The organism is Micromonospora marina (genome assembly GCF_900091565.1).
GTDB classification, from domain to species: domain Bacteria; phylum Actinomycetota; class Actinomycetes; order Mycobacteriales; family Micromonosporaceae; genus Micromonospora; species Micromonospora marina.
The window spans coordinates 101,443-125,830 of record NZ_FMCV01000020.1 but is presented as its reverse complement, the minus strand read 5'-3'; the positions used below and the strand labels follow the sequence as shown (position 1 = coordinate 125,830).

The following is a 24,388-nucleotide window of genomic DNA, read 5'->3' as shown; positions in this document are numbered from 1 at the left end:
CCAGCCCCGGTGGTCTCGCACCCTGCCACGCCGGTGCCGGACGCGTCGTTGACCAGGCTCTCCCCCGCCGGGCTGGTGACGACCCGGCGGGGTAGCCCACCCGCCGGCCTCGGCCGGGCACCCGACCGCGCTGCTGCGAACCCGGGGCGGACGGAGAGGCGTCGGTCCGGACGTCGACGCGGCACGTCCGGGTCTCCCCGACAGCACTATCGCCCAGGGGAATGGCCTGGTGGGGCGGGCGGGGTTCGAACCCGCGACCGAGGGATTATGAGTCCCCTGCTCTAACCGGCTGAGCTACCGCCCCGTGACCGCGCCGGATCGTAACCCGCCGATCGTTGCGCGGACCACCACCTACCGGGCGGAAACACGGCCGCGACAGCACGATGGGCAACGCGAGGATAACAACGCGCAACCCGCCGACCAATCGCTCAGGCGCGCCGCAACGCCGCGAGGACCTCGCCGACCGTACGCCACCCGCTGGCGAGCGCCCCCTGGATGGACGGGCTGTCCCGGTGGTCCCCGGCCACGTACAGGCCGTCGCCGAGCGCCACCGGCTTGCGCAGCCGGCCCTGCGGTGGCGGGGCGGCGGGGAGCGCATCCGGCACTGTGACAGTGGTGAGGTGGGTCCAGTCGGCGGTGGAGCGGCCGTAGAGGCGGTCCAGTTCGCGCCGGATCACCGGTTCCGGCGGGGCCTGCGGGCCGACCACCGAGGTGGCGACCAGGTGCTGGCCGTCCGGCGCGTACGTGGGCGCGGCCCGGCTGATCACCACCGTGTTGGCGACGAGTTCGCGCCGGTCGCCGTCGAGCAGCAGGATCGGCTCGTCCAGCGGCGCCGTGCCGGTGCGGTGGTAGTAGGTCGTGTACGCGTGCATGCGTACCCGATCGAGGCCGGGCAGCAGCGTGGCCGCCGCGGGCGGATCGACGGCGACCACGACGGCGCGGCACGCGATCTCGCCGGAGGGGGTGCGGACCCGGCCGGGCGCGACCTCGGTGACCGGGGTGTTCAGCTCGATCAGCTCGGCAGGAAGCGGCGCGGCGAGCGCCTTCGGCAGCGCCTGCATCCCGTCCGCGGGCAGGCCGATCCGGCCCCTGGCGAAGGAGCGCATGATGACCGCGAGGACGTGGCTGGAGGTGGCCAGCTCACGGTCGAGCAGCACGCCGGACAGGAAGGGCCGGAGCAGTTCCTCGATGATCGCGTCGGAGAGCCCGGCCCGGCGCAGCGCCTTCTCGGCGCTGGTCTCGGGTGTGCCGAGCAGCCGCCCGACCGGCGCTGTGGCGTAGCCGGCGGCGAGCGCGGCGAACCGCAACCGGTCGGTCAGCGATCCGATGCCCGCAGTGAGCGTGCCGGGTGCGCCGGTGGGTTCGCGCAGCGGGTTGACCAGACGTTCCAGGCGGTCGCCGCGGCGCACCAGCACGCCGGAGGTGAACCAGCCCAGGCCGAGAGTGCCGACGTCGACCAGGCCGGACAGGCGCGGGTACGCGGTGTTCAGCACCTGGAAGCCCCGGTCCAGCAGGAACCCGTCGACGCGGTCGGTGGCGACCCGCCCGCCGAGTCGGTCGCCCGCCTCCAGCAGCCGCCACGGCACGCCGGCGCGGTGCAGCCGCCGGGCCGCGGCGAGGCCGGCCAGGCCGCCGCCGACGATCACCACGTCCGGGTCAGGCACGGTCCACCCCCGCCCCGGCGGGGTCGCCCGCGCGGTGCGACCGCGACAACCGGCCCGGCCACCAGACCTCCGGCCCGATGTCGTACGCGGGCGCGGGCACCAGCGGCGAGCGGACCACGACGGTGTCCAGCAGGACGCCGACGGCGACCGCCACGCCCAGCCCGACGGGCACCACGAGCGGCAGCACGGCGAGCGCCTCGGCGCTGGGCACCTCGGCGAAGTGGGCCATCTCCACCGTCCTCGAATCGACGCATCAATCGACGCAGTGGGAGTCTAGGTCGACGCCGACCATCCTGCCGGGCGAACGAGGAGCCGGGGGCGGAAACCGGGCAGCCCGGGGCGCGGGCGGGGCGCGGGAACGACGAACGCCCGCCGACGATGCCGACGGGCGTGACGTGGAGCGAGGCTCCCCCGATTGGACTCGAACCAATAACCTGCCGGTTAACAGCCGGCTGCTCTGCCAATTGAGCTACAGGGGACCGTGCACCGCACGGTCCGGATCTCTCCGCTCCGTGCGACGGGGACAAGAGTACAGGACATCGGGGGGTGGTGCGCCAGGGGGTTACCGGAGGAGGGCCGGACCGGCTGACGCACCAAGATTACGGACAAATCGTCATCTCGGCACAGGGAGGCATGAGCGGAGAGCAGGATGGGTAGTTAGCCGTCGACAGAGAACGCAGGCGCGAGACGGTCGTTCCGCCGAGCTGGCGGAGACCGGCGAGAGCGTCAGGTACGGAAGGAGCCGCCATGCGCGGAAAGATCATGTTTCTTGGCGGGCTGGCTGCGGGATTCGTCCTGGGCGCCCGTGCCGGCCGGGAGAAGTACGAGGAGCTGGTGGTCCGCGGGCGCAAGGTGCTCGACCACCCGACCGTCCAGGAGGCGGCCGGGGTCGCGCAGGCCCAGGCGACCCGGCTCTACTCGGAGGGCAAGGACAAGCTGGGGCAGACCAAGATCGGCGAGAAGCTCGCCACCAACGGTGGCAAGCCGGGCATGACCGACGCCGACAAGCCGTTCGCCGGCACGCCGGCCGCGGTCGGCAGCCGCAGCGCCAACGGCACGGGCTCGACCAGCGCGTCCGGCTCGACCACGACCGGCACGAGCACCAAGCCGTCCAGCACCGGCAACACGCTCTGATGCAGACGGACAGCGGGCCGGTCACCTCCGGGTGACCGGCCCGCTCCCGTGTGCGCGGGCACGGATGTGGCACGTTCTCCGTGGGGAGGTGGCCACATGCCGATGCTCGGACCGGAGACGGCGGATCAGGCGCGACTGCTGCGCCTGCCGCGCGACGACGGCCCTCGCTCCCGGGTCGAGCTGGCCGACCTCCTCGGCCCGCCCCGGGCCCGGTTGCCGCGCCGGCCTGGTCGGGGCGGCGCGCCTGGTCAGCGACCAGGTCTACGCCGCCCGCTGACCGGTCAGTCGCGGCTGCTGCTGAACGCCGCGTCGAAAGCGGCGCTCGGGGCGTCGAACGCCAGGCGGCGGACGAACTGGAGTGCCTCCGGCGCGCCGACCAGGCGGTCCATGCCGGCGTCCTCCCACTCGACCGAGATCGGGCCGTCGTAGCCGATCGCGTTCAGCGCCCGGAAGCAGTCCTCCCACGGCACGTCGCCGTGGCCGGTGGAGACGAAGTCCCAGCCGCGCCGCAGGTCGGCCCAGGGCAGGTGGGAGGAGAGCCGGCCCCGCCGCCCGTCGCCGGTACGGACCTTCGCGTCCTTGCAGTCCACGTGGTAGATCCGGTCGGCGAAGTCGAAGATGAAGTTCACCGGGTCCAGTTCCTGCCAGACGAAGTGCGACGGATCCCAGTTGAGCCCGAACGCCTCCCGGTGCCCGATCGCCTCCAGCGTGCGCTTCGTGGTCCAGTAGTCGTAGGCGATCTCGCTGGGGTGCACCTCGTGCGCGAACCGCACCCCCACCTCGTCGAACACGTCCAGGATCGGGTTCCACCTGTCGGCGAAGTCCTGGTAGCCGCGCTCGATCATGGCCGGCGGCACCGGCGGGAACATCGCCACCGTGTGCCAGATGGACGAGCCGGTGAAGCCGACGACCGTGCGGACGCCGAGCTTCGCCGCCGCCCGCGCGGTGTCCTTGATCTCCTCGGCGGCCCGCTGCCGTACGCCTTCCGGCTCGCCGTCGCCCCAGATGCGGGCCGGCAGGATGTCCTGGTGCCGCTCGTCGATCGGGTGGTCGCAGACGGCCTGCCCGACCAGGTGGTTGGAGACGGCGAACACCTGGAGGTTGTGCTTGGCGAGGGTGGCCCGCTTGCGCTCCACGTACGAGTCGTCGGCGAGCGCCCGGTCCACCTCGAAGTGGTCGCCCCAGCAGGCGATCTCCAGCCCGTCGTAGCCCCACTCGGCGGCGAGCCGGCAGACCTCGTCGAACGGCAGATCGGCCCACTGGCCGGTGAAGAGCGTGATGGGTCGCGCCATTTGTCCTTCTCCCCTGTGGTGATGGGGGATTCCGTCGCGGACCGGGGCGAGGACGACCGGAGGCGGCGGCGCGTGGGCACCGGTGGACGCCGGAGCGTCTGCTCCCGGAGGGGTTGCGCCTCCCGCCGGGTCACCGGCCACCTCGCGGTCGCCGCCTCCACTCTATGGCTCCGTCAGGGCAGGGTCCAGCGCTGGGGCAGGTGCGCGGTGGCGGCGTGGGCCCGGTCATCGAGCTTCACCGTGGCGCCAAGCGACAAGTGGGTGTCACTCGTGGCGGTCGACCGCCCGCTCCGCGAGCGCGGCCAGCACCCGTCGCGCCGGCTCCGCCAGCGGCAGCGCGTCCAGCGCGACCAGTGCGGCGTCGGCCCGGGTGCGGATCATCCGCTCCACCGCCTCCCGGGCGCCGCACTCCTCCACGACGCCCCGCACCTCGGCCGCGCCCGCCTGGTCGAGGCCGGGATCGCCGACCAGCTCTGCCAGCCGGGCCACGGCGGCCGGGGAGGCGGACGCCCGGGTCAGCGCCAGCAACACCGTCGGCTTTCCCTCCCGCAAATCGTCCAGGTTGGACTTGCCGGTCACCGACGGATCACCGAAGACACCGAGCAGGTCGTCGCGGAGCTGGAACGCGTCCCCGAGCGGGTCGCCGAACCCGGCCAGCGCGGCCACCTCCTCCGGCGCTGCACCGGCGAGCGCGGCGCCGATCTGCACCGGGCGGGTCACCGTGTAGCGGGCCGTCTTCAGCCGCACCACGGTGAGTGCGTTCGCCACCGAGCCGTCCCCGGCCGCCCCGACCACGTCCAGGTACTCCCCCGCGATCACCTCCGAGCGCATCCGCGCCAGCAGCAGGTGCCCCCGGCGCAGCCGCTCGGGCGGCAACCCGCACCCGTGGAACATCTGCGCCGACCAGCTGGCACAGAGGTCACCGCAGAGCACCGCCGCCTGCCGACCGTACGCCGCCGGGTCGCCCGGCCAGCCGCAGCGGGCGTGCAGGTCCGCGAAGAGCCGGTGCAGCGTCGGCGCGCCCCGGCGGCGGTCGCTGCGGTCCACGATGTCGTCGTGGATCAGCGCGAACGCGTGGAACAGCTCCAGCGACGCCGCGGCGACCACGATCGGCGAGGTGTCCGGGCCACCGAACCCCCGCCAGCCCCAGTAACAGAACAGCGGGCGCATCCGCTTGCCGCCGGCCAGGACGAACCAGCGCAGCGCGGTGTGGACGGCCCCCGTACCGTCGTCCGGCCGATCCGGCTCTCGCGCGTCCAGGAACGCGGCTAGCGCGGCGTCGAAGCGGCCCCGCAGCAGGGCCGGATCGGTCGGTGCGACGGTTACGGTCATGGTGCCTCCCAGGCCGGTCCGGCGAGTTCGAGCAGCAACGCCTTCACGTCGGTGGCCTCCACCCGGGGCCGGATCGCGGCCCGGCCAGCGCCTCGCGCAGCACCGGCACCGTAAAGCGCGGCGGCGGCTCGGGCGGGGCGTGCAACGGCACGTGGTAGTGCACCCGCCACGCCCCAGGTAACCGCGCGTCGAGTGCGGCGTCGAGGTCGTCGGCCGCGTACGCCGGATCGGCCGGGTCGGGCGACTCGACGGCTGCGGACACCTGGATCTTCACCACCGGCAGCCCGGCGGCACGCAGCCCGGCCAGGGCATCCGCCGGCTGCTCCCAGGCGCACGCCGGGTCAGCGAGATCCACGCAGATCCCGAGACGGTCGGTATCCATGTCTGAGAATACCTCGCGTGCTTGTCCCGTCGACACCGAGCTACGAACGGCATCGTCGGGCAGCAGGTCGGCAAGCACCCGGGCCAGGTCCAGCGTGTACGCCGGCCGCTTGCGGCGTGGTCCAGTCCGGGTGGTTCACCGCGCCCTTGACCACCGGGGCCTGGAACGCGGCGTACCGGAAGCCGTTGAGCGTGACCACCTCCAGCCCGCGTACGGTCAGCTCGTGGCGCAGCCGGCGGCGGGTCGGCGGCGAGCGCGGCGGCCACCGGCGCGGCCAGCCAGAGGCCGAGCCCGAGCCGGCCGGCGCCGAGCGCCCGGCGGACCGCCACCGCGTACGTGTCGAGAAGCCCAGCCAGCAGCCGGTGTCGCGGACCAGCTCCACGGTCACCTCGTTGAGGTGGTCGAGCACCCCCCGGCCCGGCGCGATGCCCGACTCGGCGACCACCGCGAGCGTGCGATCTCGGGTCAGCGGGAGGGCGCACCGCCCTTCTTGCGCAGCTTGCGGTCGTCACGCAGCTCGACGTAGGGCTCCTCGTCCGCCGGGTGCCCGGCGGCGATCGCCCGGCTGCGCTCCAGCTCGGCGTCGAACTCCGCGCCCAGCAGGATGGCGATGTTGCTCAGCCACAGCCAGACCAGGAAGATGATCACGCCGGCCACCGCGCCGTACGTCTTGTTGTACGAGCCGAAGTTGCTGACGTAGAACGCGAACAGGCCGGACACCACCAGCCAGAGCACCACCGCGAGCACGCCACCGGGGCTGATCCAGCGGAAGCCGCCGTGCCGGGCGTTCGGCGAGGCCCAGTAGAGGATCGCGAACATCAGGCTCACCAGCACCAGCAGCACCGGCCACTTGGCGATGTTCCACACCGTCACGGCGGTCTCGCCGAGCCCGATCGCGTTTCCCGCCTGCTCGGCCAGCCCACCGGTGAACACCACGATCACGGCGCTGATCAGCAGCATCACGCCGATCACCGCGGTCACCCCGAGGCGTATCGGCAGCGTCTTCCAGATCGGCCGCCCCTCCGGCACGTCGTAGATGCTGTTCGAGGCGCGCATGAACGCGGCGATGTAACCGGAGGCCGACCAGAACGCCGCCACCAGACCGACGATCGCGGCGATGCTCGCCAGCCCGCCGGACTGGCCCGCCTGGTCGATCGCGCTCTCGATGATGCGCTGGATGTTCTCCTCCGGCACCGCCTGCCCGACGGTGTCCCGTACCCCCTCGGTGGCCCGGTCGCCGAGCAGGCCGAGCAGCGAGATCAGCACCAGGAGACCAGGGAAGATGGAGAGCACACCGTAGTAGGTGAGCGCGGCCGCCCAGTCGGTCAGGCTGTCGTCCTGGAACTCCCGGGCGGTCCGCTTGAGCGTCGCCATCCAGCCCGTGGCCGACAGATCGGCCGGGCTGTCCGGCCCGTCCTCCGGCCCCACCGGCCCGGTGCGCTCCCGCCCGGCCGGTCGGCCCGGCCCGGCGGGAGCGTCCTCGCGGGCAGCGGGGGCGTCCTCGCGCCCGTCACGGGTGTCGTCGTGGACACCGTGGGCGTCGTCGCGGGCGGCCATGGCACCTCCTCGTCGTCATGTCGTCCCGCACGACATGCCCTGACGAGGGCAGCGGTAACCACCGCACCCGCAATCCGGCCGCCCCGGACGTCGGCGAACGCGCCGCCACTTCCCCGCCGGTTCCCTCCACGGCAACGCCCCGTCCGTACCTCCGGGCCGCACTCACCCCACTCCTCCGACGACACCGTCTCTCCCCGCCGCGTCCGCTCTGCAGCCACGCACGCGGCAGGCACGCTCCGTAACCATGTGCTCCCGTGGATGCAGAGCAAAGGCGGCGAGGGCGGCACTCCCACCGGCGCCCACAGCGCCTCGTCGAGATCTCGGCGAGGCGCTGTGGCTGCGTCGCGACCACCAATCGGCGAAGTCACGACGAGTGGAACACCACGGGTGTCAAACGCGGCCGGAGGCACCCATGACGTTCCACTCGCCAAGGGCCGGCCGGGCGCGAGTGAGACGCGGCCCGCAGGCGGCAAGGATCAGCGGGCCGAAGTGACGCGTGATCGACCTTCCCACGCCGCCACCTCGGCGAAAGGGAGTTGATCAGAAAAAGGGCGACACGGCGGAACACGCGCTCCGGCCATTCCCGACGGGTGAGCGCCGCGGGCGGCGGGCGCACACCACCCGGCGCGAGCCGGTGCTACGGGCACCGACCCGCGCGATCCACCACGGAGGGAAGACCCACCTCAGTGGACACGCTGCGTGACCACAAGCGTCTCGGAAGCGCCCGTTATTCATCGTTGTAAGCGATATCGGGAGAGAGCCCGGAAGGGGCCATCTCCCGACGACGCGAAACAGTTCGAGAAATCTGCGACACGTGTGAGCGAAGCTCCATTCCGTCACTCATCGCAATCATGATCGGCAATGTTCCCCACGGTGCGCGCTGTTCGCGTATCGTGCCCCCTCGTGCCGTCCGTTCGCCCCTCCGACGCGACTCCTCCCAAACCCCGGCCGCCGACCGGCGGGCAACCGGGGTCCGACGTGGACGCCGAGGTGGTGTCGCTGCCGCCGGACGAAGGAAGCGTCGGCGGATCCGAGTGGACCGACGACGGGCCGGGCGAGACGCTGCACCACAGCCGAGCCGAGGACCAGGCCCCGGACGAGAGCGACACCCACACCCCGGGTGAGACCGATAGCCGCAAGGAGCCGCCCCCGGACCAGGCCCGGCAGGACGCCCGCGAACTGGCCGCCCGGTTCGAGGAGGAGAAGCCGGGACGGGTGCTTGCCGGACCGGTCGGCGTCCTCTTCACCGGCATCACCGTCGCGGTCGGGCTGCTGACGCTCTGGCAGGTGTTCTTTCCGCTGGCCCAGGGCAGCAAGTACTACCTGATCTTCTTCCTGGCCGGCGTGCTGCCGACGGTGTTCCTCGCGTACCCCTCCGGGGTGCGGCTGCGGCGCACCGCGACCGACGTGGACGACCGGCGCGGCCCCACGCCCGTGGACTGGCTGCTGGCCCTCGCGGCGCTCGTGGTCTGCCTCTACCCGGTGCTGCCGGTCGCCGTCGGCGCGGGTGGCGGCGGGTACGACGCCTTCCTCGACCGGCAGGGCCTGCTGGATCCGCTGGACGTGGCGTTCGGCACCGGGCTGCTGCTTCTGCTGCTGGAGGCGTGCCGGCGTACCACCGGGTGGATCCTGCCGGCGGTGTGCGTGCTGTTCCTCGGATACGGCTACTACGGCGGGCTGCTGCCGCAGGCGTGGCCGGTGGCGCACGCGGGGCTCGACTTCGGGCAGCTCGTCGACGCGTTCTACAACTCCGACAACGGCTTCTACGGCACCCCGCTGGACGTGGCCGCCTCCTACATCGTGCTGTTCACCATCTACGGCGCGGTGCTCAACCTGTCCGGTGCGGGCCGGTTCTTCGTGGAGTTGTCCGCCGCCGCGTTCCGCCGCTCCCGGACGGCCGCCGGGCGCACCGCCGTCGCCTCGGGCTTCCTGCTCGGCACCGTCTCCGGTTCCGGCGCCGCCACCACCGTCAGCATCGGCGCGGTGACCTGGCCGATCCTGCGCCGCGCCGGCTACCCGGCCGAGCGCGCGGGCGGCATGCTCGCCGCCGCCGGTGTGGGGGCGATCCTGTCCCCGCCGACGCTCGGCGCCGCCGCGTTCATCATCGCCGAATACCTGGGCGTGTCCTACCTCCAGGTGCTCGGCTGGGCGACGGTGCCGACGATCCTCTACTACCTCGGCATCCTGCTCTCCGTCGAGATCGACGCCAGGCGCTCCGGCGTGCGGCCGGTGGTCATCGACACCGGCTCGGCGTGGCGGCTGCTGGTCCGCTTCGGCTACCACTTCCTCTCGCTCTTCGTGATCATCGTGGTGCTGGCGCTCGGCGCCTCGGCCATGCGCGCGGTCGTCATCGCCACCGCGCTCGCGGCCGTACTGTCCTTCCTGGACCGGCGGCACCGCCTGACGCCGGCCCGGCTGGTGGCGGCGCTGCGCGACGGCGTACGCGGGGTGCTCGCGGTGAGCGCCGTCTGTGCCGCGGCCGGCATCATCACCGCCACCACCACGAAGACCGGCCTCGGGCCGCAGGCCGCCGCGCTGCTGATCGACGGCGCGCAGGTGGTCAGCTCGGAACCGGCAGTGGTGCTGGCGCTGACCGCCGTGCTCGCCGCGATCGCGCTCAGCCTGCTCGGCCTCGCGGTGCCGGTCACCGCGTCGTTCGTCATCGGCTGGGTGATCATCGGCCCGGCGCTGCTGAACCTGGGCGTCGAGGCGCCCGCCGCGGCCATGTTCGTCTTCTACTTCGCGGTGCTGTCCGAGGTCTCGCCGCCGACCGCGCTCGCCGCGGTCGCCGCCGCCGCGGTCACCGGCGGCCGGCTGGTGCCGACCATGTGGCAGACCCTGCGGTACGCGCTGCCGGCGTACCTGATCCCGCTGGCCTTCGTGATCACGCCGACCGGTCTCGGGCTGCTCGGCATCGGCGGGCCCGGACGGATCGTGACGGCCGGCCTGGTGTCGGCGCTGGGAGTGGCCGTGCTGGCGGTCGCGGCCGGCGGCTGGCTGCCCGGTGTGGGCCCGGCCGGCGTGCCGGAGCGGATCGTCGGCGCGATCGCCGGGCTGGTGCTGCTCCGGCTGGAACCGCTGCCCATGGCGATCGGCGCGGCGCTCGCCGCGCTCGCGGTCGCGGGCGTGTACGTCCGACGTGGCGCCGCCGGGCACCCCGGCCGCCCGGCGGTCGAAGAATCCGTGGACCTTGGGGAGGAGAGAGAGTGGGACGGATCGACACGAGGATAGTGGCGGGTGTCGGGGCGCTCGTCCTGGTCGCCGCCGGTGCCGCCGGCTGCGGGGGCCGTCAGGACGGCGCGGCGAAGGACGACGCCGCCCGCGAGGTCAGCTGCAAGGTCACAAAGGACACCCGGGTCGGTATCGCCACCGGTAACGCCACCGGCGTCTACTACGTGGTCGGCAATGCACTCGCCGGTGAGCTGAGCAAGACCACCGACGGCAAGCTCACCGGGACGGCCGCCGAGACCGGGGCCTCGGTGCAGAACGTCGAACAGCTCGTCGCCGGCCAGTACGACGTGGCGTTCTCGCTGTTCGACACCGCCGTCAACGCGGTGCAGGGCAAGGGGAGCTTCACCGCGCCGCAGCCGGTGCAGGCGCTGGCCCGGATCTACGACAACTACACGCAGGTGGTGGTCCGCGCCGACGCGGGGATCACGTCGGTGGCCGACATGAAGGGCAAGAAGATCTCCACCGGCTCGCCGAAGTCCGGCACCGAGGTCATCGCCAACCGCCTGCTCAGCGCCGCCGGCCTGGACCCGGCCAAGGACGTCCAGGCGCAGCGGCTGGACCTCACGAAGACCGTCGACGGCATGAAGGACGGCAGCATCGACGGCTTCTTCTGGTCCGGCGGCGTGCCGACCGGCGGGGTCACCGACCTGTTCACCACGTCCGGCGACAAGGTGACGTTCGTCGACATCAGCCCGCTGCTGCCGAAGATGGCCGAGCTGAACCCGGCGTACCAGGCGGGCACCATCGGCAAGGACATCTACCGGACCTCGGCCGACGTGCCCACCATCGTGGTGCCGAACGTGCTGCTGGTGCGCGACAACCTGGACGCCGACGTGGCCTGTGCGGTCACCCGGACGGTCTTCGAGTCAAAGGACGCCCTGGCCCAGGCCAATCCGGCGGCGAAGGGCATCGAGCTGGGCAACGCCCGCAAGACCGACCCGGTGCCGCTGCACCGCGGCGCGGAGCGGGCGCTGAGCGACCTCGGCGCGAGCTGACCCGATCGGGCCGGGCCGGACGCGCGTCCGGCCCGGCCCACCGACCGACCGACCGACCGGGAGACCCCGTGCCGCTGCCCCACCCGGCCCGCGTACGCCGGCATCACCGCTCCGCGGACCGCACCGGACACCTCCGCTCGGTCCGCGTCCAACTGCTGGCGCCGATCCTGGTGGCCACCGCCGGCCTGGTCGTGCTGGGGGCGGCGCAGACCGACGCCGCGCTCGACGCGTCCGCCGACGCCGACCGGGCCCGCGTGCTGGCGGGCACCGCCACCGCGACCGTACGTCTGGTGCACGAGCTGGAACGCGAACTGGGCGAGACGACCGCGTTGCGCCAGCGCGGCGGTACGTCCGGCCGTCCGCTCGTGGACGCGCAGCGCCGGCGGGTGGACACGGCTGTCGAGCGCTACCGCTCGGCGCAGGATGACGCCCGCCGTGCGGCCCCCGACTTGAAGCCCGTGCTCAACGATGCGAGCCGGCGCCTCGACAAGCTCACGCCCACCCGGGAACTGGCCGTGACCGGCGAGGGCGCCGACCCGGCGTACGTGTCGCTCGTGGAGTCCCTGCTCGCGGTCGCGGACGCGCTGCCCAGTCAGCTCCGCGACGCGGGCCTGGCCAACCAGGCGCGCGAGGTCGCCGCGGTGGCCGCCCAGGAGCACCTGTCCGCGTTGGAACGCGACCTGCTGCGGGCGGTGTTCGTCAGGGGCGGGCTGGAACCCGGCGAGTTGGCCCGGCTCGGCCGGCTGCGGGGCGCCCGGGAGCAACGGCAGGCCGAGTTCCTGCGGATCGCCTCCGGACCGGCGAGCAAGGCCTGGTACCGGCTGATCGACGGCACGGACGTGCTCACGGCCCGGCGGATGCGCGACACAGTGCTCGACACCGACGGCACGCCGGAGGCGCTGAAGACCGACGGCGACGCCTGGTACGTGGCGCAGAGCGGCGCGATCCGCCGGTACAACCTGCTCGGCCGGAACCTGTCCGACGGGCTGGACCGGGACGCGGCGGACCTGGCCGGGGCGGCCCGGCTGCGGGCGGTGCTCACAGCGGGCGCGACGAGCACCGTCGCGCTCGGCTCGCTCGTCACCGCCGTGCTGCTGGCGGTACGCACCAGCCGCCGGTTGCGCCGGCTACGGGTGGCCGCGCTGACCATGGCGAACCGGGAGCTGCCGGAACGGATCACCGCGATCGCGGCGGGCGAGCGGACCCCGGCGGAGGGCCCGGCGACCCGGATGACCGACGGGATCCGGCGCGGCCGGGACGAGGTGGCGCAGGTCGCCGAGGCGTTCGACACGGTGAACCGGGCCGCGTTGCGGCTGGCCGGGCAGCAGGCCGAGTTGCGGCTGGACGTGACCCGGATGGCGGAGGCGCTGGCCCGGCGCATCCGGACGCTCATCACCCGGCAGCTGCGGCTGCTCGACGACTTCGAGCGCGAGGAGACCGACCCGGACGCGCTGGCCCGGCTGTTCGCCCTGGACCACCTCGCCGCCCGGTTGCGCCGCAACGGGGAGAACCTGCTGGTGCTCGCCGGTGGCGAACCCGGCCGGGGACACGAGGGCGCGTTGCTGCTGGAGGACGTGGTCCGGGCGGCGGCCTCCGAGATCGAGGACTACCCGCGGGTGGAGATCGACGTGCCGACCGCGGCGGTGCACGGCGCGGCGGTGGGCAACCTGGTGCACCTGCTGGCCGAGCTGCTGGAGAACGCCACCGTCTACTCGCCACCGGAGGCCCGGGTGCTCGTCGACGGGCGTCGCACCGTCGACGGGCTGGTGCTGCGCGTCCACGACCAGGGCATCGGCGTCAGCGAGAGCCGGCTGGTCGAGATCAACGAACGGCTGGCCGCGCCGGCCATGCTGTCCAGCGCGGCGGCGGGCAGCATGGGCCTGCACGTGGTGGCCCACCTGGCCGCCCGGCACGGGATCCGGGTGCAGTTGCACGACCTCGGCACCGGCACCGGCACCGTGGCGCAGGTCGACGTACCGGAATCGGTGCTGACCCGGGTCGAGTCGGTGGCGTCCCGGCCGGCCGCCGAGCGGCGACCGCGCGCGGCGGCCTGGTTCAAGTCGGGGCCCGCCGCACGGCCGGCGGCCGGCGCCCGCAACCTCGTCACCAGCGCCTCGACCGTCGGCCCGGTACGCGGCGTCGCCGCCGTCCGCACGCCCGGAGGCGCGTTGCCGGCGCCGAGCGCGGCGCGGATCCGGCCGGTGAGCGTGCCGCCGACGCCGACCACCGCCGCCGGTCTGCCCCGGCGGCAGGTGGGCGGTCACCTGCCCGAGCCGATGCCGGACGCCACCGCGCCGCCGCCGGCTACCGACCTGCTCGACCCCGAAGTGGTACGTGCCCGGCTGTCCGCCCTCGCCGAGGGGGTGGCCAGCGCGACCCGCCGTGCCCCGACCACCACACACCACGGGAGAAGACCATGACCTCACCGTCCTCCACCGGCCTGGACTGGCTGCTGGCGAACTTCGCCGAGCAGGTGCCGGACGTCTCGCACGCACTCGCGGTCTCCGAGGACGGGTTGCGGCTGGCGTCCTCGCCGGACCTCGCCCCCGACCAGGTCGACCAGCTCGCCGCCGTGATCAGCGGGCTGGCCAGCCTGACCGTGGGCGCGGCCCGGCTGATGTCCGCCGGCCGGGTACGGCAGCAGATCGTCGACATGGACGGCGGAGTGATGCTGGTGATGGCCGTGGGTGAGCGGGCGCTGCTCGGCGTGCTGGCCGCACCCGGCTGCGACCTGGGCCAGATCGGCTACGAGACGGCGACGCTGGTGCAGCGGGTGGCGGAGGCGCTGGAACCGGCGGTCCGCCGGTGACCGGCCGCGCGCTGCGGCTGACCGCCGCGCTGATGTCGGCGATGCTGCTGGCCGGGTGCGCGGCCGAGGACTCCGCGCCGGAGGCGTGGCACGGCGGGCGGATCTTCCTGGCCACCGGCAACACCACAGGCGTCTACTACCAGCTCGGCGGCGGGTACGCCGACCTGATCACCCGCCACCTGCCCGGGTACGAGGCGCGGGCCGAGCCGACCGGCGCGTCGGTGGAGAACATCACCCGGGTGGCGAGCGGGGACATGGAGATCGCGTTCAGCCTGGCCGACACGGCGGCGGACGCGGTCGACGGGCGCGGGGCGTTCGACAAGCAGCCGCAGCCGGTACGGGCGCTGGCCCGGGTCTACAGCAACTACACGCACGTGATCGTCCGCACCGACGGCAAGATCGGCAGCTTCGCCGACCTGCGCGGCAAGCGCATCTCCACCGGCTCACCGAAGTCCGGCACCGACACCATCGCCGGACGCCTGCTCACCGCCGGTGGCATCCACCCGGACCGGGACATCCAGCGGTTCAACCTGTCGCTGCCCGAGACGGTCAAGCAGATGCGGGCCAAGGGCCTGGACGCCATGTTCTTCTCCGGCGGCCTGCCGACTCCCGGCGTCAAGGACCTGCTCTCTTCCGCACCCGGCACGTTCCGGCTGCTGCCGCTCGGCGATCTGATCGAACCGTTGAGCGCCCGGTTCGGCGCGGTCTACACCACGGCGACGCTGCCGAAGGAGGTCTACGGCACGCCCCAGCCGACGCCGACCATCACCGTGGCGAACGTGATCCTGGTGGCGGCGGACATGCCGGAGCAGCTCGCGTACGACCTGACCCGGGTGCTGTTCACCTGGCAGGGCGAGTTGATCCAGGTGCACCCGGAGGCGGCGAACTTCAACCGGTCCAGCGCCGCGGCGACCCGGCCGATCCCGCTGCACCCGGGCGCGCAGCGGTTCTACCGCACCGGCTGAGCCGCCGACTTCGGAATCGGCGCGTGACCCTGCTGCTGGACACCCCCGTCGCGCTCTGGGCCACCCGCGACGCCTCCATCCCGCTTACGAGGTAGACGTCCTCAAGGTGCAGGCTTCAGGCGTCGGCGGGGGTGGTGGCGGCCCGCGCCGCCGCGACCAGCCGGGCGGTCTCGGCGGTCACCGCCTCGTCGTCGGCGGGCGTCCCCGGGTCGTAGCGGACCGTCCAGGTCAGACCGTCGACGCCGGGCACCCGCCGGGCCGCGATCCGCCCGGAGCCGCCCGGCACCTCGTGGTGCGAGGTGTACGCCACCGAGCCGGTGACCCGGGCCCGGACCTGGTGCGGCAGGTCTCCCGGGTCGACGAGCAGGCACGTCTCGGGTAGGCCGTCCGCGACCACCAGGTAGCCGTCGTGCTCGGCGACCGGCTCGGCCGGGGTGACCGTGAGTTCGCGGCCGGACCAGACCGCCTTGAGGATGTCGTGCCAGCCGAGGCGGTCGACGCGGCCGGGCAGCCAGAGCCCCCGGTTGCTGGCGACCAGTACGCCGTCGTTGCCGCCCTCACCGGTGCCGGCGGCGGCCCAGGCGAGCACCCGCTCGTCGGCGGCCAGCGGCGGCCGGTCGGCCGAGGGCAGTTTCGGCCGGCGGTTGAACAGACCCATCACAAACCTCCGGCGGCCTGCTCGCGCAGTGCCCGTGCGTGCTGTTCCAGCGAGAGCAGTTCCCCGAACAGGGCGAAGTACTCGTCCTTGTTGCTCACCGGATTGATCCGCTGGATCTTCGACTTCAGGTCACGGATGCGGCCGGTGACCGAACTCCACTGGAGCCGGGCCATGGTGATCGAGACGTACCGCGGGTCGGGCTCGCCGTCGATGCGCAGCGGTTCCACCGCCAGCTCACCGACCAATGCCTGCCCGGCCAGGTCGTCGCAGGCGTCGCGGACCCGCTCGATCCAGACCGCGCCGCCGGTGGCGCCGGACGCCCCGCCGGCCGCGGCCACCGCGGCGCGTACCGCGACGTGCACCGGGTGCTGGTAGTCGGTCGCCTCGACCGCGTCGAACATCGGGCCGGCCAGGACCGGCTCCTGCAACGCCAGCTTCAGCGCCTCCCGCTCCACCATGGACCGGGGGCTGTCCACCGAGGGCACCCCCGGGCGAGCGGGCGCTGCGTGCGCACCGGCCGCCGGCTGCCCGTTCCCGGCGGCGAGCACCGCGCGCTGCACCGGCTCGATCTCCATGCCGAGGTCGCCGGCGAGTTTGCGCACGTACTCCGGGCGCTTCTCCCGGTCCTTGATCTTCGCGACCAGAGGCGCGGCGCGGCGCATGGCCTCGACCCGGCCGTCGACGGTGTCCAGGTCGAACCGGTTGATCACGTGCCGGAGCGCGAAGTCGACGAGCGGCTCACGGCGGGCCACCAGGTCGCGCACGGCCAGGTCGCCCTTTGCCAGGCGCAGGTCACACGGGTCCATGTTGTCGGGGCTGACCGCGATGAAGGTACGCCCCACGAAGCGCTGGTCGTCCTCGAAGGCGCGCAGCGCGGCCTTCTGCCCGGCCGCGTCGCCGTCGAAGGTGAAGATGATCTCCCCGGCCCGCTCGTCGCTGTCGAACAGCACCCGGCGCAGCACCGAGATGTGGTCGCCGCCGAACGCGGTGCCGCAGGTCGCCACCGCTGTCGGCACGTCGGCGAGGTGGCAGGCCATCACGTCGGTGTAGCCCTCGACCACCACCACCTTGCCCTGCTTGGCGATCTCCCGCTTGGCCTGGTCGATGCCGTAGAGCACGTGTGACTTCTTGTAGATCGGCGTCTCGGGGGTGTTCAGGTATTTCGGGCCGTCGTCGTCGTCGAAGAGCTTGCGGGCGCCGAAGCCGATCACGTCGCCGGTGATGTCCCGGATCGGCCACATCAGGCGCCGGCGGAACCGGTCGATCAGCGAGCCGGAGCGGGCCGGGCGGGACAGGCCGGCGGTGACCAGTTCGTCGTGGGTGAAACCCTGCTGGCGCAGGTGCTTGGTGAGCAGGTCCCACCCGTCGGGGGCGAAGCCGCAGGCGTACCGCTCGGCGGCGGCCCGGTCGAAGCCGCGCCCGGCGAGGAACTCCCGGGCCGGGCGGGCGCCGGCGGTGGTGAGCTGGGCCCGGTAGAACTCGACGGCGGCGGCGTGCGCGGCCACCAGGCGCTGCCGCTGCCCCTGCTGCGGCCGGGGACGCGGCGCGGACCTGTCGTCCTCGACGTAGCGCAACTGGATGCCGGCGCGGGCGGCGAGCCGCTCGACGGACTCGACGAAGCTGAGGTGCTCGGCGTCCATCAGGAACTTGATCGCGTCGCCGCCGACCCCGCAGCCGAAGCAGTAGAACACGTTGCGGGCGGGCGAGACGTTGAACGACGGGCTCTTCTCGTCGTGGAACGGGCAGAGCCCCTTGAGGTTGCCGCCGCCGGCCGACTTGAGCGTCACCACCTCGGAGATGACGTCCGCGATGGCGGTGCGCTCGCGGACCAGCGCGATGTCCTCGTCCCGGATCCGCCCCGCCATGACCGCCACCCCCTCGGCGTACATCCTGCCCTGCCGGACCGACGTCGCGGCGGCCGGGGGGACGGGCGTGTGGCCGGCCACGCCCGTCCCCGCCAGCTCAGGCCGAGCGGGCCGTCGCGGGGTCGCCGATGCGCGGGAACGGCTCGATGGAGAAGACCACCTCGACCGGCACCTCGAAGTACGCGGCGATGCGCAGCGCCAGGTGCAGGCTGGGCCGGAACTCGCCGCGCTCCAGGTAGCCGACGGTCTGGTAGTGCACACCGAGCGCGTCGGCCAGTTGCCGCCGGGAGATGCCCCGTTCGGCGCGCAGCACCGCGATGCGGTTGTGCACGGTCTCGCTCATCGACGCCCTCTCATCCGACCCGCTGCATGGCCCGCTCCCGCCGGGCCGCGACCCGCGAGCCGGACTCCCGGCGGGCCATCCGGCGCAGCACCACCGGGGCCAGCACCAGCCCGAGCACCGCCCAGGCACCGAGCACGCCGACCGTCTCCAGGTGCCGCCAGGAGCCGCCCAGTTCGACCGCCGCCAGGTCGCCCGGGAGCAGCGCCGAACGCATGCCCAAGCCTAGCCAGTAGAGCGGGAAGACCTGGGCGACGCCCTGGAGCCAGCCGGGCAGGCCGTTGATCGGGTAGAAGATGCCGGACAGCGCGATCAGACCGAAGATCGGCATCACCACCAGGCCCATGTTGCGCGGGTTCTCCACCAGCGAGCCGATCACCGCGCCCAGCGGCAGCGTCGCCACCAGCCCGAGCGGCACCACCCAGGCCAGCGTGAGCCAGGCGCCGGGGTCGCCGAGCCGCAGGCCGTCGAGGAAGAACAGCCCGGGCGTGAGCTGGATGACCACGCCGATCAGCGCCACCGCCGACACCAGCACGATCTTGCCGACCAGGTAGCCGAGCATGCCGTCCGGGATCGCCTTGGCGCGCAGCAGCGTGCCGTCCTCCCGGTCGATGACGAGCTGGTTGGCCAGGCCGAGCAGCCCGCCGAAGAGCAGGCCCATGCCGAGGGCGCTGGGCAGCGTACGGGCGCCGAGCGAGAAGTCGGTGCCGGGCACCGTCGAGCCGCGCATCCAGAACACGGCGATCAGCAGCACCACGGTGGGGAAGAAGTAGGTCCAGAGATCCTGGCCGTTGGTGAACGTGGCGCGCAGCTCGATCGCGCCGCGCCGCAGCCCGGCCCGCAGCGCGTTGGTGGTCGGGTTCATCGGTTCGCCTCCTGCTGCCACACCCGCTCGGCCCGGCCGGTACGGATGCCGGTCTCCTCCTCGTGCACCAGCGCCAGGTACGCGTCCTCCAGGCTGGCCCGGCGTACCTCCAGCTCGCGTATCCGGTCGCCGTGCTCACGGAGCAGGTCGCGCAGGAAGGCGGTGGCGTCGGCGGTGGCGTGCACGTACCGCTCGCCGTCGCGGGCCCAGCGCACCTCGGCGTCCCCCGCCACACGCCGGGCGAGCTGGTCGGGCGACCCCTCGGCGATGATCCGGCCGCCGGCCAGGATGAGGATGCGGTCGGCCAGCTTCTCCGCCTCGGCCAGGTCGTGCGTGGTCAGCACGATGGTGGTCTCGTCCAGGTCGGCCAGCCGGTGCACCAGCTCGTGGAACTCGCGCCGGGCGGCCGGGTCGAACCCGACTGTGGGCTCGTCGAGGAACAGCAGTTCCGGCCGGCCGACGATGCCGACCGCGACGTCGAGCCGGCGGCGCTGGCCGCCGGAGAGCCGGGCCACCCGGCTGCCGGCGTGCGCGCTCAGCCCCACCGTCTCCAGCAGCTCGTCGACCGGCCACGGGCGCGGGATCCGGTCGGTGGCGTACGGCGCGTAGAAGTCGCCGAGGTGGGCCAGCAGCTCCCGCACCCGCCACTTGCCGTGGTCGCGCCAGGACTGGAGCACCACGCCCAGCCGCGCGCGCCAGCGCTCGTCGCCCCGGGCCGGGTCGGTGCCGAGCACGCGCACCGTGCCGGCCGAGGGCAGCCGGAAGCCTTCGAGGATCTCGATGGTGGTGGTCTTGCCCGCGCCGTTGGGCCCGAGCAGTGCCACCACCTCGCCCCGCCGGGCGGTCAGGTCGACGCCGCGCAGCACGTCGACGGCGCCGTAGCGCATGCGCAGATCCCGCACGTCGAGGACGAGATCCTCGTCGGGAGGCCGGGGGGACGCGGCGGCCCACGGAAGTTCGACCACAGTCATACCGCGAAATGTAGCATCTCTACTACGAAATGAGGTACCCCCGCTCAGGGGCGAGGGCGATGGAACCAGCGCGTGACGGGAGCCGGATCCTCCTCCTCGTACGACCGCGCCGCGTTCACCGCGGCGGCCAGGCCGGAACGGCGGGGCCGGGGCCCGGCGCGCAGCATCGGATCGGCCGCCATCTCCCGGAGCACCGCGACGGCCAGACCCAGCATCACCACGACGAACGGCAGCGCGACCAGGATGGTCGCCTGCTGCAGTGCGGCCAGGCCACCGGCCAGCAGCAGCGCCGCCGCGACCGCGCCGATCAGCACGCCCCAGAGCACCACCACCCCGCGATGTGGCCGCAGCGCGCCGCGCGAGCAGAGCGAGCCGAGCACCAGCGACGCCGAGTCCGCGCTGGTGACGAAGTAGAGCGCGATCAGCACCATGGTGAGCACGCTCGTCAGCGTGGCCAGGGGCAGCGCGTCGAGCAGCCCGAACAGCGCCTGCTCGGAACCGGCGCCCACGTCCGCCACTAGGTCCCGGGTGCCAGTGGTCTGCGTACGCAGGGCGGTCCCGCCCATCACCGCGAACCAGACGGTGCTCGCGCCGCTGGGTATCAGCAGCACCCCGACGAGGAACTGACGGATCGTACGGCCGCGCGAGATGCGGGCGATGAACGTGCCCACGAACGGCGCCCAGGAGATCCACCACGCCCAGTAGAAGACGGTCCACGAGCCCAGCCAGGCCGGGTCGGAGAACGCCCCGGTACGCGTCGACATGCGCACCAGGCCGCTCAGATAGTCACCGACCGAGGCCGGCAGCACCTCCAGCGTGTAGACGGTCGGACCGACCACGAACACGAACAGCATCAGCGCGACGGCGATCAGCACGTTCGTGGTGGACAGCCACTTGACGCCCCGGTGCAGTCCGGAGAAGGCGGACACGACGAAGGCGAGCGTGAGCGCGCCGATGATCGTCAACTCGACGGTCCGGCTGTCCGGCACCCCGACCACCAGGTCGAGACCGGCCGCCACCTGGAGCGCACCCAGCCCCAGACTGGTGGCGGAGCCGAACACGGTGGCGAAGACGGCGAGCAGGTCGATCCCACGGCCGAGCGGGCCGTCGGTCCGGTCCCCGAGCAGCGGCGCGAACGCGGACGAGATCCGGTTGCCCCGCCCCTTGCGGAACGTCGAGTACGCCAGGGCCAGCGCCGCGATCGCATAGATGCCCCACGGGTGCAGCGTCCAGTGGAACAGCGTGTACTGCATGGCCGCCGAGGCGGCGGCGCCGGTCTGCGGCTCGACACCGGAGGCCGGCGGCGGCGTGGCGTAGTGCTGCATCGGTTCGGCGACGGCGAAGAACACCAGGCCGATGCCCATGCCGGCGCTGAACATCATGGCGACCCAGGCCAGGGTGTTGAACTCCGGCCCGTCGTCGTCGGCGCCCAGCCGGATCCGGCCGAACCGGGAGGCGGCCACGACGACCGCCAGCACCAGGAAGGCGTCGGCCGCGACCACGAAGAACCAGCCGAACGTGCTCACGGCCCAGGCCAGGCCGGAGTCGCCGAACCGGGCCAGTGAACCCCGGGCGAACACGCCCCACAGCACCACCGCCAGCACACCGGCGACCCCGGCGCCGAGCACCACCCGGTCGACCTGCTGGGCCACGGCCCGCCGCCCCGATTGTCCCGTCATGCCCCCATCGTCGGCGGGCCGGGCGCACCGCCGGGCCGGAATGCCGCAGGAACCGCGTCAGGACACGACGGCGGCTGCCTCCTCGGCCTCCACCGCGGCGTTCCAGGCCGGCTTGGTGGACCGCCAGCCCTCGTCGTCCATGCCGCGCCGCCAGTAGCCGGAGATGGACAGATCACCCCGAGGCACGCCACGCTCGACGCGCAGCAGCCGCCGCAGTTCCTTCATCGCGCCGGCCTCCCCGTGCACGAACGCGTGCACCCGGCCGGGCGGGAACTCCAGCGCCCGGACCGCCTCGACCAGCGGCTCGCCGAACGGGCGCCCGTCGCGGTGCAGCCAGCACACCTCGACCACACCCGCGCTGGTCAGGGGCAGCTCGTCGGCCGGGCCGCCGACCTCGACGTACACCTTGGCGGGCGCTCCCGCCGGCAGCCGTTCCAGGGCGGCGGCGATGGCCGGCAGCGCGCTCTCGTCGCCCGCCAGCAGGTGCCAGTCGGCAGCCGGGTCCGGCGCGTACGCGCCGCCCGGCCCGGCGAACAACACCCGGTCGCCGGGACGCAGCGCCGCCGCCCACGGCCCGGCCACGCCCTCGTCGCCGTGGTGCACCACGTCCACGGTCATCTCACCGGCAGCGGCGTCCCAGGCCCTGATCGTGTACGCGCGCAGGCGCGGCCACTGCTCCGCCGGGAACTCGAGCTTGATCGTGGCCAGGTCGACCGGGTACGGGTAGGTCACCCCGGCCGGCGGGAAGACGAACTTCACGTAGTGGTCGGTGTACGCGCCCACCGGCAGCCCGGCCAGCTCGGCGCCGCCCAGGACCAGGCGGATCAGGTGTGGGGTGGGCCGCGCGGTCCGGACGACCGTGGCGGCGGTGAACGTCTTCGGGCGATCCGTCATGCCGCTTAGGCTAGCCTAAGCTCCGCACGAGTGATCCGGTCAGTTCGGCGACACCAGCCGGGCGTGCCAGGCCAGCGCGGCCGGATCGGTGAGCGAGGCGACCTGGTCGATCACCACGCGCAGCCGCGTGGCGTCGTCCCCCGCGTCCCGCCACAGCGGCGCGAACACCGGGTCCAGCGCGTCCGGCGCCCGGTCCAGCAGCGCCGCGACCAGCCCGCACAGGACGTCGCGCTGCCGCGCGTACCGGTCCTGGGCGCCGGGGCGGCGCATCACGTACCGCAGCGCGATGCCCTTGAGCAGCGCGCACTGCGCCCGGATCCGGCGCGGCACCACCAGGTCGGCGTCGTAGCGGCGGTGCGGACCGGGACCGTGACGCTGCTCGGTCGCGGCCACCACCCCGGCGGCGAACCGGCCGGTGAGCACGCTCGTGGTGGTCTTCAACGCGGCGAGCGCGCGATGGCTGCCGTCGTACGCGGCCAGCGGAGCGAGCACCGGGTCGGCCAGCAGGTCGGCGAGCACCTCGCCCAGGTCCTCCGGCGCCTCACCCGAGTAGGCGGCGGCCACGTCCGCGCAGAGTGCCCGCCGCTCGTCCGCGTCGACCAGCAGCGGACGCAGGTCGACGTACCCGCCGTGGATGCCGTCCTCGACGTCGTGCACCGAGTACGCCACGTCGTCGGCCCAGTCCATCACCTGGGCCTCCAGGCAGCGCCGGGCACCGGGCGGGGCGCCCGCGCGCAGCCAGTCGAAGACCGGGCGGTCGTCGGCGTACACGCCGAACTTGCGCTCACCGGGCCGGCGCGGCCACGGGTACTTGCTGACCGCGTCCAGCGCGGCCCGGGTCAGGTTCAGCCCGGCCGAGCGCCCGTCCGGGGTGAACACCTTCGCCTCCAGCCGGGTGAGCACCCGCAGCGTCTGCGCGTTGCCCTCGAAACCGCCGCAGTCGGCGGCCAGCTCGTCCAGGGCGTACTCGCCGTTGTGCCCGAACGGCGGGTGCCCCAGGTCGTGGGCCAGCCCGGCGGTGTCCACCACGTCGGGGTCGCAGCCCAGCCGGGCACCCATCTCGCGGGCGATCTGCGCGACCTCCAGCGAGTGGGTCAGCCGGGTACGCAGGAAGTCGTTCGTCCCGGCGGTGTGCACCTGCGTCTTCGCCGCGAGCCGGCGGAACGCCGCCGAGTGCAGGACCCGGGCCCGGTCCCGCTCGAACGGCGACCGGCCGTACCCGGTGTCCTTCGGCGCCTCGTCGACGAGCCGGGCCGCCGCGTCAGCCCCGGTCACCGTTGCCGCGTTGGCGCAATGGCCGGAGGTCACGACTGCGGGGCTCGCAAGACCGGCTCACTCCTCGCGCTCCCGGAGAACGCAGAACTCGTTGCCCTCCGGGTCGGCCAGCACCGTCCACTCCACGTCCCCCTGCCCGATGTCGACGTGCCGGGCGCCCATGTCGACCAGGCGCTCCACCTCGGCCTCCAGGTCGGCCGGGCGCAGGTCGATGTGCAACCGGTTCTTTCCCTTCTTCGGCCCGGCGACCGGGACGAAGACGAGACCGGGCCTCGTGTCGGGGGTCCGGCGGATCTCCACCTCGTCCGGCTTGTCGGTGATCACCTGGTAGCCGAGCGCCTCCGCCCACCAACTGGCGAGCCGGGACGGATCCCGGGCGTCGATGGTCAGGTTCTCCCAGACGGCGGTCATGCGGCCACCCCTCCTGATCGACACGTGGCGGAAGCTCAGGTTACGCCGAGGGGGCCGGAAAGGCGCTCC

The 24,388-nt window shown here is 73.4% G+C and carries 20 protein-coding genes, 2 tRNA genes and 2 pseudogenes; 6 read left to right on the top strand and 18 right to left on the bottom strand.

The features are described 5' to 3' along the window. Positions 1-227: 227 nt before the first annotated feature. From GA0070215_RS21360 to GA0070215_RS21345, 4 genes and pseudogenes are all read right to left on the bottom strand, one after another. Positions 228-304 (bottom strand) — tRNA-Ile (locus GA0070215_RS21360). Between the two features lie 124 nt (positions 305-428). Then, positions 429-1,664: an NAD(P)/FAD-dependent oxidoreductase gene (locus GA0070215_RS21355; protein ID WP_091048957.1), complete on the bottom strand. Its 1,236-nt coding sequence runs from the start codon at positions 1,662-1,664 to the stop codon at positions 429-431. Then, positions 1,657-1,860, bottom strand: a pseudogene (locus tag GA0070215_RS21350) (MMPL family transporter); the annotation flags it as partial. The pseudogene GA0070215_RS21350 and the gene GA0070215_RS21355, both read right to left, overlap by 8 nt. A 210-nt stretch (positions 1,861-2,070) precedes the next feature. Further along, a tRNA-Asn gene (locus GA0070215_RS21345) sits at positions 2,071-2,143 on the bottom strand. 268 nt (positions 2,144-2,411) lie between these two features. Here GA0070215_RS21345 and GA0070215_RS21340 point away from each other — a divergent pair. Continuing rightward, on the top strand, positions 2,412-2,798 hold the full coding sequence (locus tag GA0070215_RS21340) for a hypothetical protein (protein WP_018787383.1): 387 nt from the start codon (positions 2,412-2,414) through the stop codon (positions 2,796-2,798). Between the two features lie 281 nt (positions 2,799-3,079). Here the strand turns inward: GA0070215_RS21340 and GA0070215_RS21335 are convergent, their stop codons facing one another. From GA0070215_RS21335 to GA0070215_RS21320, 5 genes and pseudogenes are all read right to left on the bottom strand, one after another. Beyond that, positions 3,080-4,090: a sugar phosphate isomerase/epimerase family protein gene (locus GA0070215_RS21335; protein WP_018787382.1), complete on the bottom strand. Its 1,011-nt coding sequence runs from the start codon at positions 4,088-4,090 to the stop codon at positions 3,080-3,082. Positions 4,091-4,354: 264 nt separating this feature from the next. Next, the gene (locus GA0070215_RS21330; RefSeq protein ID WP_091048954.1) at positions 4,355-5,422 is read right to left on the bottom strand and encodes a polyprenyl synthetase family protein; all 1,068 of its coding nucleotides are present in this window, start codon (positions 5,420-5,422) and stop codon (positions 4,355-4,357) included. Positions 5,423-5,465: 43 nt separating this feature from the next. Continuing rightward, positions 5,466-5,804 carry a hypothetical protein gene (locus GA0070215_RS29870; RefSeq protein WP_377468592.1) on the bottom strand — a complete coding sequence of 113 codons (339 nt, stop codon included), beginning with the start codon at positions 5,802-5,804 and terminating at the stop codon, positions 5,466-5,468. Positions 5,805-6,144: 340 nt separating this feature from the next. Beyond that, positions 6,145-6,264: pseudogene (locus GA0070215_RS28110) on the bottom strand (TatD family hydrolase); the annotation flags it as partial. Between the two features lie 5 nt (positions 6,265-6,269). After that, positions 6,270-7,361 carry a YihY/virulence factor BrkB family protein gene (locus GA0070215_RS21320; RefSeq protein WP_018787380.1) on the bottom strand — a complete coding sequence of 364 codons (1,092 nt, stop codon included), beginning with the start codon at positions 7,359-7,361 and terminating at the stop codon, positions 6,270-6,272. A gap of 978 nt (positions 7,362-8,339) precedes the next feature. Between GA0070215_RS21320 and GA0070215_RS21315 the strand changes: the two genes are divergently transcribed. The 5 genes from GA0070215_RS21315 to GA0070215_RS21295 all read left to right on the top strand — a co-directional run bounded on the left by GA0070215_RS21315 (position 8,340) and on the right by GA0070215_RS21295 (position 15,361). Further along, a complete protein-coding gene (locus GA0070215_RS21315) occupies positions 8,340-10,592 on the top strand; it encodes a TRAP transporter permease (protein WP_091048950.1) in 2,253 nt (750 codons plus the stop codon). Continuing rightward, positions 10,568-11,587: a TAXI family TRAP transporter solute-binding subunit gene (locus GA0070215_RS21310; RefSeq protein WP_026268357.1), complete on the top strand. Its 1,020-nt coding sequence runs from the start codon at positions 10,568-10,570 to the stop codon at positions 11,585-11,587. Before GA0070215_RS21315 ends, GA0070215_RS21310 begins: the two co-directional genes overlap by 25 nt. A gap of 68 nt (positions 11,588-11,655) precedes the next feature. Then, a complete protein-coding gene (locus tag GA0070215_RS21305; RefSeq protein WP_091048946.1) occupies positions 11,656-14,007 on the top strand; it encodes a sensor histidine kinase in 2,352 nt (783 codons plus the stop codon). Next, entirely contained in the window at positions 14,004-14,396 is a 393-nt protein-coding gene (locus GA0070215_RS21300; protein WP_018787377.1) for a roadblock/LC7 domain-containing protein, read from the top strand. The genes GA0070215_RS21305 and GA0070215_RS21300 overlap by 4 nt, the downstream gene beginning before the upstream one ends. Then, positions 14,393-15,361 (top strand): TAXI family TRAP transporter solute-binding subunit, encoded by a 969-nt coding sequence (locus GA0070215_RS21295; protein ID WP_091048942.1) that lies wholly within the window; start codon positions 14,393-14,395, stop codon positions 15,359-15,361. The genes GA0070215_RS21300 and GA0070215_RS21295 overlap by 4 nt, the downstream gene beginning before the upstream one ends. A 115-nt stretch (positions 15,362-15,476) precedes the next feature. Here GA0070215_RS21295 and GA0070215_RS21290 read toward each other — a convergent pair whose 3' ends face one another. The 9 genes from GA0070215_RS21290 to GA0070215_RS21250 form a co-directional block, all read right to left on the bottom strand. Next, entirely contained in the window at positions 15,477-16,019 is a 543-nt protein-coding gene (locus tag GA0070215_RS21290; protein WP_018787375.1) for a hypothetical protein, read from the bottom strand. Next, positions 16,019-17,908 carry a DNA primase gene (gene dnaG, locus GA0070215_RS21285; protein WP_091048999.1) on the bottom strand — a complete coding sequence of 630 codons (1,890 nt, stop codon included), beginning with the start codon at positions 17,906-17,908 and terminating at the stop codon, positions 16,019-16,021. The genes GA0070215_RS21290 and dnaG overlap by 1 nt, the downstream gene beginning before the upstream one ends. A 73-nt stretch (positions 17,909-17,981) precedes the next feature. Beyond that, positions 17,982-18,227: a helix-turn-helix transcriptional regulator gene (locus GA0070215_RS21280; protein ID WP_018787373.1), complete on the bottom strand. Its 246-nt coding sequence runs from the start codon at positions 18,225-18,227 to the stop codon at positions 17,982-17,984. A gap of 10 nt (positions 18,228-18,237) precedes the next feature. Beyond that, complete coding sequence (locus tag GA0070215_RS21275) at positions 18,238-19,089, bottom strand: ABC transporter permease (RefSeq protein WP_018787372.1); 852 nt, start codon at positions 19,087-19,089, stop codon at positions 18,238-18,240. Beyond that, complete coding sequence (locus tag GA0070215_RS21270; RefSeq protein ID WP_091048938.1) at positions 19,086-20,060, bottom strand: ABC transporter ATP-binding protein; 975 nt, start codon at positions 20,058-20,060, stop codon at positions 19,086-19,088. The genes GA0070215_RS21275 and GA0070215_RS21270 overlap by 4 nt, the downstream gene beginning before the upstream one ends. Before the next feature lie 44 nt (positions 20,061-20,104). Continuing rightward, the gene (locus GA0070215_RS21265) at positions 20,105-21,739 is read right to left on the bottom strand and encodes a BCCT family transporter (RefSeq protein ID WP_091048934.1); all 1,635 of its coding nucleotides are present in this window, start codon (positions 21,737-21,739) and stop codon (positions 20,105-20,107) included. Between the two features lie 57 nt (positions 21,740-21,796). Beyond that, complete coding sequence (locus GA0070215_RS21260) at positions 21,797-22,633, bottom strand: siderophore-interacting protein (protein ID WP_018787369.1); 837 nt, start codon at positions 22,631-22,633, stop codon at positions 21,797-21,799. A gap of 39 nt (positions 22,634-22,672) precedes the next feature. Next, positions 22,673-23,908 (bottom strand): deoxyguanosinetriphosphate triphosphohydrolase, encoded by a 1,236-nt coding sequence (locus GA0070215_RS21255; protein WP_091048931.1) that lies wholly within the window; start codon positions 23,906-23,908, stop codon positions 22,673-22,675. 57 nt (positions 23,909-23,965) lie between these two features. Then, positions 23,966-24,319 (bottom strand): VOC family protein, encoded by a 354-nt coding sequence (locus GA0070215_RS21250; RefSeq protein WP_091048929.1) that lies wholly within the window; start codon positions 24,317-24,319, stop codon positions 23,966-23,968. Positions 24,320-24,388: the final 69 nt, after the last annotated feature.

What these genes read in the sequence shown, in the direction of transcription:
- GA0070215_RS21270 (WP_091048938.1), bottom strand. Translation starts at nt 20,060, where the DNA reads ATGACTGTGGTCGAACTTCCGTGGGCCGCCGCGTCCCCCCGGCCTCCC.
- GA0070215_RS21320 (WP_018787380.1), bottom strand. Translation starts at nt 7,361, where the DNA reads ATGGCCGCCCGCGACGACGCCCACGGTGTCCACGACGACACCCGTGAC.
- GA0070215_RS21300 (WP_018787377.1), top strand. Translation starts at nt 14,004, where the DNA reads ATGACCTCACCGTCCTCCACCGGCCTGGACTGGCTGCTGGCGAACTTC.
- GA0070215_RS21265 (WP_091048934.1), bottom strand. Translation starts at nt 21,739, where the DNA reads ATGACGGGACAATCGGGGCGGCGGGCCGTGGCCCAGCAGGTCGACCGG.
- dnaG (WP_091048999.1), bottom strand. Translation starts at nt 17,908, where the DNA reads ATGTACGCCGAGGGGGTGGCGGTCATGGCGGGGCGGATCCGGGACGAG.
- GA0070215_RS21275 (WP_018787372.1), bottom strand. Translation starts at nt 19,089, where the DNA reads ATGAACCCGACCACCAACGCGCTGCGGGCCGGGCTGCGGCGCGGCGCG.
- GA0070215_RS21250 (WP_091048929.1), bottom strand. Translation starts at nt 24,319, where the DNA reads ATGACCGCCGTCTGGGAGAACCTGACCATCGACGCCCGGGATCCGTCC.
- GA0070215_RS21290 (WP_018787375.1), bottom strand. Translation starts at nt 16,019, where the DNA reads ATGGGTCTGTTCAACCGCCGGCCGAAACTGCCCTCGGCCGACCGGCCG.
- GA0070215_RS21335 (WP_018787382.1), bottom strand. Translation starts at nt 4,090, where the DNA reads ATGGCGCGACCCATCACGCTCTTCACCGGCCAGTGGGCCGATCTGCCG.
- GA0070215_RS21280 (WP_018787373.1), bottom strand. Translation starts at nt 18,227, where the DNA reads ATGAGCGAGACCGTGCACAACCGCATCGCGGTGCTGCGCGCCGAACGG.
- GA0070215_RS29870 (WP_377468592.1), bottom strand. Translation starts at nt 5,804, where the DNA reads ATGGATACCGACCGTCTCGGGATCTGCGTGGATCTCGCTGACCCGGCG.
- GA0070215_RS21340 (WP_018787383.1), top strand. Translation starts at nt 2,412, where the DNA reads ATGCGCGGAAAGATCATGTTTCTTGGCGGGCTGGCTGCGGGATTCGTC.
- GA0070215_RS21260 (WP_018787369.1), bottom strand. Translation starts at nt 22,633, where the DNA reads ATGACGGATCGCCCGAAGACGTTCACCGCCGCCACGGTCGTCCGGACC.
- GA0070215_RS21330 (WP_091048954.1), bottom strand. Translation starts at nt 5,422, where the DNA reads ATGACCGTAACCGTCGCACCGACCGATCCGGCCCTGCTGCGGGGCCGC.